Consider the following 12,298-nt stretch of genomic DNA (forward strand, 5'->3'; position numbering starts at 1 on the left):
GGAGCAAACCATGGGTATTTTCGACTGGAAACACTGGCTGGTCATTCTGATCGTCGTCGTCCTGGTGTTCGGCACCAAGCGCCTGAAGAACCTCGGTTCGGATGTCGGCGAGGCCATCAAGGGCTTCCGCAAGGCGATGAACACCGAAGAAGACCAGAAGGCCGAACAGCAGGCTGCCGCCCAGCCGCAAGCGCAACAGCCCGGCGCCCCGCTGAACCAGCCGCACACCATCGACGGCCAGGCACAGAAGGTCGAAGAGCCGGTAGTGCGCAAGGACTGACCCAGCATGTTCGGTATCAGCTTTGGTGAACTGCTGCTGATCGGCCTGGTGGCGCTGCTGGTGCTCGGCCCCGAGCGCCTGCCGGGTGCCGCCCGCACCGCCGGCCTGTGGATCGGCCGCCTCAAGCGCAGCTTCAACGCCATCAAGCAGGAAGTGGAACGCGAGATCGGCGCCGACGAAATCCGTCGCCAGCTGCATAACGAACAGATCATGGCGCTGGAAAAGCAGATCAAGGAGAGCATCGTGCCTCCCGCTGCGGAGCCCGTGCCCACGCCGGCCGTCCCGCAGCCGGCCCCGAGGCCGTGCCCGCACCCGCGACAGCAGCGGCGGCCGAGGCGAGCCCCGTCGCGCCCGCAGCTGAAGCCGTCCCGGCCAGCGCACCGGCCGCCCCCGTCGTGCCCACCGAACAGCCACAGCCGCCACGCCCCCTATGAGCGATCACAAGCCGGAACTGGACCAGGAAATGCCCCTGGTCTCGCACCTCACCGAACTGCGTACCCGCCTGCTGCGCTGCGTGGCCGCGATCTTCCTGATCTTCGCCGGGCTGTTCTACTTCGCCCAGAAGATCTACACCCTGGTCTCCGCGCCGCTGCGCCAGTACCTCCCCGAAGGCGCGACCATGATCGCCACCGACGTGGCATCGCCCTTCCTCACGCCGTTCAAGCTGACCATGGTGGTGGCACTGTTCCTCGCCATGCCGGTGATCCTGCACCAGGTCTGGGGCTTCATCGCGCCCGGCCTGTACAAGCACGAGAAACGCATCGCCATGCCCCTGCTGGTCTCCAGCATCGTGCTGTTCTACGCCGGCATGGCCTTCGCCTACTTCCTGGTGTTCCCGCTGATCTTCCACTTCTTCGCCAGCGTCACTCCCGAAGGCGTGTCGATGATGACGGACATCAGCAGCTACCTCGATTTCGTCATGACCCTGTTCTTCGCCTTCGGTGTCGCCTTCGAGATCCCGGTGGCCGTGGTGCTGCTGATCTGGATCGGCGTGGTCGACGTCAGCTACCTGAAGAAGATCCGCCCCTATGTGATCATCGGCTGCTTCGTGGTCGGCATGATCCTCACCCCGCCGGACATCTTCTCCCAGACCCTGCTGGCGATTCCCATGTGGCTGCTGTTCGAGGTCGGCGTGTTCTTCGGCGGCCTGATCCGCAAACGTGGCGATCACCCCGAGGACAGCACCGACGAGCCCGGCGACCAGCCGCCCGCCACCCAGCCGTGAACCTGCTGCTGCTCGAAGAGGGCGACCTGATCGCCCCCGATCGTGCCCTGCTGCAGGGTCGTCGCCTCAAGCACCTGCATGAAGTGCACCGCGCCGAAGCCGGCGACAGCCTGCGCGTCGGCCTGCTCGGCGGCGCCATGGGCGAAGGTCGCCTGCTGAGCCTGGAGGCGGACCGCGCCGAACTGCAGTTCAGCCTGGAACAGGCGCCACCGGCCAAGCTGCCGCTCACCCTGCTGCTGGCCCTGCCACGGCCGAAGATGCTGCGCCGCGTGTTGCAGACGGTCGCCGCCATGGGCGTGCCGCGCCTGGTGCTGCTCAACAGCTACCGGGTGGAAAAGAGCTTCTGGCAAACCCCCTTCCTCGAACCCGACGCCATCCGCGAACAGCTCATCCTCGGCCTGGAGCAGGCCCGCGACACGGTGCTGCCCGAGGTGGTGATCGAGAAGCGCTTCAAGCCCTTCGTCGAGGATCGCCTGCCCGCCATCACCGCCAACACCCTCGGCCTGGTCGGCCACCCCGGCCCCTGGCCCGCCTGCCCGCGCGCGGTGGAAGGCCCCATCACCCTGGCCATAGGCCCGGAAGGTGGCTGGATTCCCTACGAGGTGGAAAAGCTTCAGGAAGCCGGCCTCGACCCGGTGCAACTGGGTGAGCGCATCCTGCGCGTGGAAACCGCCGTCACCGCCCTGCTCGCCCGCCTGTTCTGAAGCCTCTGGCTTCAAGCCGCGCCTGCGCCTGCCGATAACCCCAGCACTGCCTCGTTCGCTGGAGAAGTCCTCATGTTCCGCTGGTTCGGCAATATCAGTGTCAACCTCAAGCTGACCCTTGGCTTCGGCCTGGTACTGCTGCTCACCGTGCTCATCACCCTCACCGGCTGGCTGGCCCTCGACGCCACCCTGCAGCGCGGCGACAAGCTCGGCGCCAGCGCCAAGCTCAGCGAGATGACCAAGGACCTGCGCATCGCCCGCCAGGAGTATCAGGTCAAACAGGAACCGGCGACGGCCGACAAGGTCAACGCCGCGCTCATGGCAATGGAGGCCTTCGCCCGGGAACTGGACAAGGAACTCAGCGACCCCGAGGACCACGCCCTCATCGAACAGGAGGAAGCCGCGCTCAGCGCCTACAGGCAGGCCTTTGGCCAGCTCGGCCAGGCGTACCAGGCCCGCGAGGCAGCGCGCACCCAACTGGGTGCCAGCGCCGACGCAGCCGTCCAGGCCATTGGTGAAATCGAGCAGCGCATCCTCGCCGATATCGCCCTGGACGAAGCCTCGCGACTCGACCAGTACCGCCAGCTCAGCGAACTGCGCCTCTCGGTGCAGCAGGCGCGCTTCCAGGTGCGTGGCTACACCTACAGCAACGACCCGAGCCTGGAGCAGGCAGCTCTCAGCGCCGTGGACACCGCCCTGGCCGGCCAGGCCAAACTCGGCGAAACCCTCGGCGAGGACGAAGACCTGGCCAAGGTCGCCGTCGGCCTCAAGGCCTACCGCGCCGCCATCGGCGCCTTCCGCAGCTCCACCGACGCCACTCTGGTGCAGGCCCAGGCCATGAGTACTCTGCGCGACAAGCTGTTGCAGATCAGCAACCAGTTGTTCGACAGCCAGTCCGCCAAACGCGAGCGGGAGTCCACCCAGACACGCACCCTGCTGCTGGCCGCCATCGCCATCGCCCTGGCCATCGGTGTCGCCGCCGCCGTGATGATCACCCGGCAGATCGTCCTGCCCCTGCAGCGCACCCTGGCCGTGGCCGAGCGCATCGCCTCGGGCGACCTCAGCGAAGACCTCAAGGTCGAGCGCGCCGACGAGCTCGGCCAACTGCAGAAGAGCATGCAGCGCATGACCCTGAGCCTGCGCGAGCTGATCGGCCACATCCGCGACGGCGTCACGCAGATCGCCAGCGCCGCCGAGCAGCTCTCCGCCGTTACCGGGCAGACCAGCGCCGGGGTCAACAACCAGAAGGTCGAGACCGACCAGGTCGCCACCGCCATGAACGAAATGGCCGCCACCGTGCAGGAGGTCGCGCGCAATGCCGAGCAGGCCTCCGAGGCCGCCAGCTCCGCCGACCGCCTGTCCCGCGAGGGCGAGGTGGCGGTCAACGACGCAGTGGAGCAGATGGATCGCCTGGCCACCGAAGTGGGCCGCTCCAACGACGCCGTCGGCCGCCTCAAGCAGGAAAGCGACAAGATCGGCAGCGTGCTCGACGTGATCAAGTCCGTGGCCGAACAGACCAACCTGCTGGCCCTCAACGCCGCCATCGAGGCCGCCCGCGCGGGCGATGCCGGGCGCGGTTTCGCCGTGGTCGCCGACGAGGTGCGGGGCCTGGCCCAACGCACGCAGAAGTCCACCGAGGAGATCGAGGAACTGATCGCCGGCCTGCAAAGCGGCACCCAGCAGGCCGCCAGCCTGATGGACACCAGCCGCAGCCTGACCGAAAGCACCGTCGAGCTGACCCGCCGAGCGGGCCGCCGCCTGGGCACCATCGCCCAGGCCGTCTCCACCATCCAGCAGATGAACCAGCAGATCGCCGCAGCCGCCGAGCAACAGGGCGCGGTGGCCGAGGAGATCAACCGCAGCGTGATCAACGTGCGCGACATCTCCGAGCAGACCGCCTCCGCCAGCGAGGAAACCGCCGCCTCCAGCGTCGAACTGGCGCGCCTGGGCAACGAGCTGCAATCGATGGTCTCGCGCTTCCGCGTATAACCCGCCAGCCCTGGCCCGCGTTTCGCGGCCAGGGCGCAATGCCCATGCAGGCTTGCGGCGCCGCTATGGCGCCAGCTACTCTCCCGCACCTTGCGTCCCTGGTCGCAGCTCCGGTGGCCCTTCAGCCAGCCACCCGCGCCCAGCTCCAACAACTCGAAAGACGCCCCTACCCCACTCGAACACGGCAGCGCCACAAGCACTGCCGTGCGCAGCTCATTTCCGGGAGAAATCCATGTACCACTGGTGTACGCAACTGCTGGCCAACCTCACCGTCAGCAAAAAACTCGTGGCCGGCTTCGGCCTGGTCCTGCTGCTCACCCTCACGGTGATGCTCACCGGCATCCACGGCATCGACCGCATGATCGCCAGCAGTGACGAGATGGTCGCCGTCGGCGCCGTGGACAACCTGATCAAGGACGCCCGCGCCGAGCGCCTGCAGTTCCTCGCCAACGGCGACATGCAGCACGCGAAGAACATCGAGGAACTGGTCGACCGCATGCTCAAGCAGAACGAGCAGATGCGCCCGCAGTTCGCCGAGGGGGAAGGCGCACGCCGCCTGGCGGGCCTCAATGCCGCCGTGCTCGCCTACCGCCAGTCCCTGGGCGACCTGATCCGCGCCCAGGAAACCCGCAACGCCGCCCGCGCCGTGCTGGTCAAATCCGCCGAGTCCAGCCTGCAGGTGTTCGAGAAGCTGCAGAACCAGCTGTTCGACGAACTGGCGCTCAACAGCAGCGACAGCCAATTGCTGGGCCAGGCCCGCGAGGTGTTCGAGCTGAACCGCCAGCTTCTGTCGATCCGCTACCTGGTGCGCGGCTTCGTCTTCCAGCAGACCCCCGAATCCGAGCAGCCGGCCCTCGCGGCGCTGGCCACCATGCAGGCCGACCTGCAGAAGGCCATCGCCGGCACCAGCGGCGAGCGCCTGGAAGCCCTGCAGAGTGCGCAGCAGTCCTTCGCTGCCTATCAGGACGCCATCCGCCTGTTCGGCAACGGCGCCGCTGCCAGCCGCCAGGCCAGCGCCACCATGGCCGACCACGCCCAGGTCATGCGCGACCTCAGCCAGGCGCTGTACAGCCAGCAAGTGGACGAGCGCAGCGGTGACGCCAGCGCCGCCAGCGGCCAGTTGCTGGTCACCACCCTGTTCGCCGTGCTCCTGGCCATCGGCGCCGCCTGGGTCATCACCCGGCAGATCATCCAGCCGCTGCGCCAGAGCCTGGCCTTCGCCGAACGCATCGCCCAGGGTGATCTCGGTGGCCAACTGCAGGCCGACCGTCGCGACGAGCTCGGCCAGCTGCAGCGCTCCCTGCAGGCCATGGCCGGCAACCTGCGCCAGCTGATCAGCCACATCGGCGACGGCGTCACTCAGATCGCCAGCGCCGCCGAACAGCTCTCCGCCGTTACCGAGCAGACCAGCGCCGGGGTCAACAGCCAGAAGGTCGAGACCGACCAGGTCGCCACCGCCATGAACGAGATGGCCGCCACCGTGCAGGAAGTCGCGCGCAACGCCGAGGAAGCCTCCGAAGCCGCCCTCGCCGCCGACCGCGAAGCCAATGCCGGCAACCGCATGGTGCTGGAGGCGGTGCAGCAGATGGACCGCCTGGCCACCGAAGTGGCGCGCTCCACCGAATCGGTGCAACAGCTCAAGCGCGAGAGCGAGAAGATCGGCAGCGTGCTCGACGTGATCAAGGCCGTGGCCGACCAGACCAACCTGCTGGCCCTCAACGCCGCCATCGAGGCCGCCCGCGCAGGCGAAGCCGGCCGTGGTTTCGCCGTGGTCGCCGACGAGGTACGCGGGCTGGCCCAGCGCACGCAGAAATCCACCGAAGAAATCCAGGAGCTGATCGGCGGCCTGCAGAACGGCACCCAGCAGGCCGCGAGCATGATGGAAAGCAGCCGCGCCCTCACCGACAGCACCGTGGAACTGGCGCGCCGCGCCGGTGATTCCCTGGCCAGCATCACCCGCACCGTGTCCACCATCCAGGCGATGAACCAGCAGATCGCCGCGGCCGCCGAGGAGCAGAGCGCGGTGGCCGAGGAGATCAATCGCAGCGTGATCAGCGTGCGCGACGTCTCCGAGCAGACCGCCGCTGCCAGCGAAGAGACCGCCGCCTCCAGCGTCGAGCTGGCGCGCCTGGGCAACGAGCTGCACACCATGGTCGGGCGCTTCCGCGTCTGACAAAACGGCGCCCCGGGGGTAGGATCACGCGGTCATCCTTCCCCCAAGGCCCCCGTCATGCGCCCACTGACCATCGACCTCGACGAACTGGCCTTCGCCCTCAACACCAACGGAGAAGATCTGGATCACTACCTGGATCTTCTGAGCGGCAAGGTCCTCTTGATGTACTCGGAAGTTCCAGACCCCGAAGTTGCGGATCTGCTTGAATCCGAACCCGAGCGAATGCTGCTGATCGAGCCGATCACTTCGGCAACCGGCTTCACCATCATGGAAGACTTCATACAGACGGTGACGCAGCAGGAAATCTATCTTGCCCTCGAACACGCCCTGTCTGGCCGGAAGCCGTTCAGAACATTCAAGAACGTGCTTATGGGTTATCCGGACGTACTGCAGGCCTGGTACACCTTCGAAGCCAATGCCATCCGGCAACTGGCGCTGGACTGGCTTGAGGAAAATGACCTGTATCCCGCCAACGAACCTCGCGATGCATAGCCTGCAAAATCTCGCTGATTCGCCACACCATGAAAAAGGGCCGCATCGCGGCCCTTTTTCGTTACAGCACCTGGCGCAGGAAGGATTGCGCGCGCGGGTCCTGTGGCTGGTCGAAGAACTGCGCCGGCGGCGCGTCCTCCAGCAACTTGCCGTGGTCGAAGAACAGCACGCGGTCGGCCACTTCGCGGGCGAAGCCCATCTCGTGGGTGACGCAGACCATGGTCATGCCCTCGACGGCCAGCTGCTTCATCACGTCCAGCACCTCGCCGACCATTTCCGGGTCCAGCGCCGAGGTGGGCTCGTCGAACAGCATCACCTTGGGCTCCATGCACAGGGCACGGGCGATGGCCACGCGCTGCTGCTGGCCGCCGGAGAGGCGCGAGGGGTACTCGTCGACCTTCTGCGAAATGCCGACCTTGGCCAGCAGCGCCCGGGCCTTCTCCTCGCGCTCGGCCTTGCCGCGCTTGCGCACGACCTTCTGCGCCAGGCAGAGGTTCTCCAGCACCGTCATGTGGGGGAACAGGTTGAAGTGCTGGAACACCATGCCCACCTCGCGGCGGTAGGCGTTCACGTCGGTCTTCGGGTTGGCGAGGTCGACGCCGTCGATGCTCACCGAGCCGGAGTCCAGCTCTTCCAGGCCATTGAGGCAACGCAGGAAGGTGGACTTGCCGGAACCGGACGGGCCGATCACCACCACCACTTCGCCACGGGCCACCTGGGTGGTGACGTTATCCACCGCGCGCACCTCATGGCCACGGGCATCGAAGACTTTTATCAGCTCACGGACTTCAATCACTTTGCGCAAGCCTCCGTTCCAGGCGGTTGGCGATCTGCGACAGGGGCAGGTTGATCACCAGGTACAGGGCGGCGACGCAGAACCAGATCTCGAAGGTCGAGAAGGAGGTGGTGATCGCCTCGCGGCCGCTCTTGGTCAACTCGGTGATGGCGATGACCGACACCAGCGAGGTGTCCTTGACCAGGCTGATGAACTGCCCGGCCAGGGGCGGCAGCACGCGTTTGAAGGCCTGGGGCAGGATCACGTGGCGCATCGACTGCCCGGAAGACAGGCCGAGGGAGCGCGCCGCCTCGTTCTGCCCACGGGCGATGGACTGCACGCCGGCACGGACGATCTCGCCGACGTAGGCGCCGGTGAACAGCGCCAGCGCCGCCACCCCGGCGAACTCGCGGGACAGGTCGAGCACGGTGCCGATGAAGAAATAGAAGATGAAGATCTGCACCAGCAGCGGCGTGCCGCGCACCAGCTCGACATAGACGGTGGAGAGGTCGCGCAGGGTGGGGTTCGGCGAAAGCCGGCAGAGGCCGGTGAACAGGCCGATGGCCAGGCCGAAGGCACCGGAAAGGACGGATATCCACAGGGTGGTCCAGAGGCCCCAGAGCAGCGGCCCGGCGGCCCAGTGGCGGGTCACGCCGACCACATCGCCCTCGGCGACGTCATCGCCCTGGGAAACCTGCAGGCTGTCCTTGGCGATGACCAGCTGCTGTTCCTCGCCGGCATCGTTGACCAGCGTCACCCGGGCGTTGGCGCCCTCCTCGGCGATGGCATCGACCCGCGCGTACTCGGCGGCGCGCTGGGCTTCTTCGGCGTGGTAGGCGAAGTACTGCGGCACGCGGTTCCAGCGCCACTCGTACGAAATCAGGGAGGTTGAATACCAGAGGCCATAGGCGACCACGACCAGGATCAGGCCGGTCAGTACGTGCCAGGGCCAGGTGCGACGTTGTTTTCTAGTCACGGGCTATCTCTTTCATGGCGGGAGGCCATAGAAGGCAAAAAGGCAGGCCCGGCCTCGTGAGCCGGAACCTGCCGTCTGCAGCGTGAAGCGTCAGGGCTTCGCGGCTGCGATTACTCCATATCCTTCAGCCAGGCGGTGTTCTTGAACCACTTGGCATGGATGCGATCGTAGGTGCCGTCCTTCTGGATCTGGTGCAGCCAGTTGTTGATCCAGTTGATGCTGTCGTAGTCACCCTTCTTCAGGCCGAAGGCCAGGGGCTCGTAAGTGAAGGGCTCTTCCAGGTACACCAGCTTGCCGGCGCCGGCCTTGTTCACCGCGACCACGTTGTAGGGGGCGTCGTAGATGAAGGCATCGGCTTTGCCGTTGACCACGTCCATCACCGCTTCCTGCTCGTTGTCGAAGCCGTTGTACTTGGCCTTGGCGATCAGCTTCTTGGCGACCATCTCGCCGGTGGTGCCGATCTTCGAGGTGATGCGGTACTGGGCGTCGTTCAGGTCCTTGTAGGACTTGATCTTGCCTTCCAGCTCCTTGCGGATCAGCAGGGTCTGGCCGACCACGATGAAGGGCTCGGAGAAGTTGAGGCGCAGGTTGCGCTCCTGGGTCAGGGTCATGCCGGAGCCGATCATGTCGAACTTGTCGGTCAGCAGGGCCGGGATGATGCCGTCGTAGCTGGTGGAAACCAGTTCCAGCTTGACGCCCATCGCCTTGGACATGGCCTTGAGCAGGTCGACTTCGAAGCCAATGATCTCGCCACGCTTGTTGGTCATTTCGAAGGGCATGTAGGTCGGGTCCATGCCGACGCGGAGGGTGCCGCGCTTGACCGCATCATCGACGACGCCAGCGTGTGCCAGGCCGGTGACGGCGCAGGCGGAGAGCAACAGGGATGCGAGAAGCTTCTTCATTCTTACTCCTGATTGGGCAGATCGTTTTATTGTTGGCAGCCCACGGACGACGGGCAGGCGGCAGATGCTAACCGCCCGCGCCGTGGATGGCGAGTCAGAGGCAAGAAGTACGCCAGATTCTGACGGGTGGAGCGCGAGGCCTAGCTTTCCAGCAGGAAGGTGACCGGGCCGTCATTCACCAGGTGCACCTGCATGTCGGCGCCGAAGCGGCCGGTCGCCACCTGCGGGTGCTTGAGGCGTGCCTGCGCCACCAGGTAGTCGAACAACTCCTCGCCCAGGGCGGGCGGCGCGGCACTGGAAAAGCTCGGGCGCAGGCCGCTGCGAGTGTCGGCGGCCAGGGTGAACTGGGACACCAGCAGCAGGCCGCCCCCCACCGCGCCGAGGGAGAGGTTCGTCTTGCCCTCGGCATCGGCGAACACCCGGTAGTTGAGCAGCTTGTGCAGCAGCTTGTCGGCGCTGGCCTGGCTGTCCTGGGGCTCGACACCCACCAGCACCAGCAGGCCCTGGTCGATGGCACCGATGGTTTCGCCAGCGACGTCCACGCGGGCCGCGGAGACCCGTTGCAGCAAGCCCTTCATCAGGCCTCTTCTTCCGGCGGCAGGTCCAGCAGGCGGCGGGCGATCTGGTCGGTGGCGCGCACCAGCGCATCGGTGATGCCCGGCTCGGACGCGGCGTGGCCGGCATCACGGACGATCTGCAGCTCGCTGTTGGGCCAGGCCTGGTGCAGTGCCCAGGCATTGTCCAGCGGGCAGATCACGTCGTAGCGGCCGTGCACGATGATGCCCGGCAGGTGGGCGATTTTGTGCATGTCGCGCAGCAGCTGGTTGGGCTCGAGGAAGGCATCGTTGACGAAGTAGTGGCACTCGATGCGGGAGATGGACAGCGCGCGCATCGGCTCGCTGAAGCGCTCCACCACCGGGCCGCTGGGGCGCAGGGTGGCGGTGCGACCTTCCCAGGTGGACCAGGCCTTGGCGGCGTGCATCTGGGCGATCTGGTCGCTGCCGGTCAGGCGCTTGTGGAAGGCCTGCAGCAGGTCGCCCTGCTCGTCGGCCGGGATCGGCGCGACGTAGTCTTCCCAGTAGTCGGGGAACAGGCGGCTGGCGCCACCCGCCTGGTAGAACCAGGTGATCTCCTGGGGACGGCAGAGGAAGATGCCACGCAGGATCAGCGCCTGCACACGTTCCGGGTGTGCCTGGGCATAGGCCAGGGACAGGGTCGAGCCCCAGGAGCCACCGAACAGTACCCACTTGTCGATGCCCAGGTGCTCGCGGATGCATTCCAGGTCGGCCACCAGGTCCCAGGTGGTGTTCTTCTCCAGGCTGGCATGGGGCGTCGAACGGCCACAGCCGCGCTGGTCGAAGGTGACGATGCGGTACAGGTTGGGGTCGAAGAAGCGGCGGCTCAGGGCGTCGCAACCGGAGCCCGGGCCGCCGTGGATGAACACCACCGGCAGGCCGTCGGGCGAACCGCTCTCGTCGACGTAGAGCACATGCGGTTCGTCCACCGCCAGCTCGTGACGGGCGTAGGGCTTAATCTCCGGAAACAAAGTCTGCATTCTGGGCTCCGATACTCTGCGTAAGCTCGACCCCTTGCGGGTCTCCGCCACCTGTCCTGCCGGGCATCATAACGAGGAAAAGGGAGTTAGGCATGTCACCTGGGAAGATGATTTTCGCGATCGCATTGATTCTAGTCGCGCTCACCGGGTGCGGCCGCGACGATCCCGCCGCTGCGCTGGATGCCGCGGTACAACAGCTGCAGGACAACCTCGAAGCGAAGAAGACCAGCGCGGTGATCGACCAGTTGCACCCGCAGTTCAGCGCCCAGCAGGAGTTCGACCGCGAATGGGCCAAACGCACCATGACGCTGTTGTTCCTGCGTCACAAGAATGTGCGCATCCTGGCCCTGGGCAAGGCCAACCGCATCGACCCGACCTACAGTACCAAGGGCTACACCGAGGCCCAGGTGGGGCTGGCCGGCGCCGAGGGGTTGCTCCCCGACGCCGCGCGGCACTACGCCGTGAAGCTCGAATGGTGGCTGGAGGACGGCGAATGGAAACTGGCACGGCTCACCTGGGAATAGCCCCCAAGCTGCAACACCGCATCCGCGCCGCCGGCCTGCTGGTGGAGGGCGGGCGCATCCTGCTGGCCAAGCACGTGGTCGGCGACGACACCTACTGGATACCACCGGGCGGAGGCTTCGAATCGGATACCGATGCCTGCACCCGCGACACGGTGAAGCGCGAGTTCTTCGAAGAGACAGGACTGGTGGTGGAAGTCGGCCCGCTGGTCTACGTCCGCGAGTTCGCCGAACCGGCCATGGGCCGCTTCCATATGGAGCTGTTCTACCGCATCGACGCCCACCACGGCGAACCCACCCTGGCCAACCTCAAGGGCCTGGGCGGCGACGAATTCGACATCCGCGAGCTGGCCTGGATCAGCCGCGAAGAACTGGCCGCCCTGCCCTTCTACCCCGCCGAGCTGCTGGACGACACCTGGGACCGCATCGCGCCCACCTTGCCCACCATCCGCCATCTCGGGTTGCAGACCTAGCCCGCGAAATCATTCGCGAAAAAAGCGACCGGAGGGCTGAAGCGGAGCGCCGCCCGGCCCACCCTACGAGCGTGCCGCTCCGGCCATCGATGGGATTCGCTGCGCTCTTCCCATCCTACGAAAGCCCGTCACCGCACGGCCCTTTCCAGGCGCCCAAGGGTTCGTGCCTCCTCCACCGCATGGGTTTCGCTTCGCTCTACACCATCCTACGAAAGCCCGTGCGCACCACGTGG

At 66.3% G+C, this 12,298-nt stretch carries 13 protein-coding genes and 3 pseudogenes; 11 read left to right on the forward strand and 5 right to left on the reverse strand.

What is annotated here, in order from left to right; genetic code table 11:
• The first annotated feature begins 10 nt into the window (after nucleotides 1–10).
• The 9 genes and pseudogenes from PSm6_RS07960 (at nucleotide 11) to PSm6_RS07990 (ending at nucleotide 6,863) form a co-directional block, all read left to right on the forward strand.
• On the forward strand, nucleotides 11–280 hold the full coding sequence (locus PSm6_RS07960; RefSeq protein WP_021221367.1) for a twin-arginine translocase TatA/TatE family subunit: 270 nt from the start codon (nucleotides 11–13) through the stop codon (nucleotides 278–280).
• Between the two features lie 6 nt (nucleotides 281–286).
• Nucleotides 287–714: pseudogene (gene tatB / locus PSm6_RS30340) on the forward strand (Sec-independent protein translocase protein TatB).
• A complete protein-coding gene (gene tatC / locus PSm6_RS07970; RefSeq protein ID WP_021221369.1) occupies nucleotides 711–1,505 on the forward strand; it encodes a twin-arginine translocase subunit TatC in 795 nt (264 codons plus the stop codon). Before tatB ends, tatC begins: the two are co-directional and overlap by 4 nt.
• Nucleotides 1,502–2,209 (forward strand): 16S rRNA (uracil(1498)-N(3))-methyltransferase, encoded by a 708-nt coding sequence (locus tag PSm6_RS07975; protein WP_021221370.1) that lies wholly within the window; start codon nucleotides 1,502–1,504, stop codon nucleotides 2,207–2,209. Before tatC ends, PSm6_RS07975 begins: the two co-directional genes overlap by 4 nt.
• A gap of 72 nt (nucleotides 2,210–2,281) precedes the next feature.
• A pseudogene (locus PSm6_RS30430) lies at nucleotides 2,282–3,343 on the forward strand (methyl-accepting chemotaxis protein); the annotation flags it as partial.
• A gap of 141 nt (nucleotides 3,344–3,484) precedes the next feature.
• Nucleotides 3,485–4,198 carry a methyl-accepting chemotaxis protein gene (locus tag PSm6_RS30435; protein WP_374981961.1) on the forward strand — a complete coding sequence of 238 codons (714 nt, stop codon included), beginning with the start codon at nucleotides 3,485–3,487 and terminating at the stop codon, nucleotides 4,196–4,198.
• Between the two features lie 328 nt (nucleotides 4,199–4,526).
• A pseudogene (locus tag PSm6_RS30440) lies at nucleotides 4,527–5,516 on the forward strand (methyl-accepting chemotaxis protein); the annotation flags it as partial.
• A 141-nt stretch (nucleotides 5,517–5,657) separates the two neighbouring features.
• Nucleotides 5,658–6,371, forward strand: a complete 714-nt coding sequence (locus PSm6_RS30445) for a methyl-accepting chemotaxis protein (RefSeq protein ID WP_371877116.1) — start codon at nucleotides 5,658–5,660, stop codon at nucleotides 6,369–6,371.
• Nucleotides 6,372–6,428: 57 nt separating this feature from the next.
• Nucleotides 6,429–6,863 carry a UPF0158 family protein gene (locus PSm6_RS07990; RefSeq protein ID WP_043240633.1) on the forward strand — a complete coding sequence of 145 codons (435 nt, stop codon included), beginning with the start codon at nucleotides 6,429–6,431 and terminating at the stop codon, nucleotides 6,861–6,863.
• Nucleotides 6,864–6,924: 61 nt separating this feature from the next.
• Here the strand turns inward: PSm6_RS07990 and PSm6_RS07995 are convergent, their stop codons facing one another.
• From PSm6_RS07995 to pip, 5 genes are all read right to left on the reverse strand, one after another.
• Entirely contained in the window at nucleotides 6,925–7,659 is a 735-nt protein-coding gene (locus PSm6_RS07995) for an amino acid ABC transporter ATP-binding protein (RefSeq protein ID WP_031288441.1), read from the reverse strand.
• A complete protein-coding gene (locus PSm6_RS08000; protein WP_043240630.1) occupies nucleotides 7,652–8,614 on the reverse strand; it encodes an amino acid ABC transporter permease in 963 nt (320 codons plus the stop codon). Before PSm6_RS08000 ends, PSm6_RS07995 begins: the two co-directional genes overlap by 8 nt.
• A 110-nt stretch (nucleotides 8,615–8,724) precedes the next feature.
• On the reverse strand, nucleotides 8,725–9,516 hold the full coding sequence (locus tag PSm6_RS08005) for a transporter substrate-binding domain-containing protein (protein ID WP_021221376.1): 792 nt from the start codon (nucleotides 9,514–9,516) through the stop codon (nucleotides 8,725–8,727).
• A gap of 140 nt (nucleotides 9,517–9,656) precedes the next feature.
• Nucleotides 9,657–10,094, reverse strand: a complete 438-nt coding sequence (gene dtd, locus PSm6_RS08010; protein WP_265170000.1) for a D-aminoacyl-tRNA deacylase — start codon at nucleotides 10,092–10,094, stop codon at nucleotides 9,657–9,659.
• Entirely contained in the window at nucleotides 10,094–11,071 is a 978-nt protein-coding gene (pip, locus tag PSm6_RS08015; protein WP_184489700.1) for a prolyl aminopeptidase, read from the reverse strand. The genes dtd and pip overlap by 1 nt, the downstream gene beginning before the upstream one ends.
• A 92-nt stretch (nucleotides 11,072–11,163) precedes the next feature.
• On the opposite strand from pip, the gene PSm6_RS08020 reads away from it, so the two are divergent.
• Complete coding sequence (locus PSm6_RS08020; protein WP_031288443.1) at nucleotides 11,164–11,595, forward strand: hypothetical protein; 432 nt, start codon at nucleotides 11,164–11,166, stop codon at nucleotides 11,593–11,595.
• Nucleotides 11,592–12,065 (forward strand): NUDIX domain-containing protein, encoded by a 474-nt coding sequence (locus tag PSm6_RS08025; RefSeq protein ID WP_031288446.1) that lies wholly within the window; start codon nucleotides 11,592–11,594, stop codon nucleotides 12,063–12,065. Before PSm6_RS08020 ends, PSm6_RS08025 begins: the two co-directional genes overlap by 4 nt.
• Nucleotides 12,066–12,298: the final 233 nt, after the last annotated feature.

This window comes from Pseudomonas solani (assembly GCF_026072635.1).
In the GTDB taxonomy this organism is placed as follows: domain Bacteria; phylum Pseudomonadota; class Gammaproteobacteria; order Pseudomonadales; family Pseudomonadaceae; genus Metapseudomonas; species Metapseudomonas solani.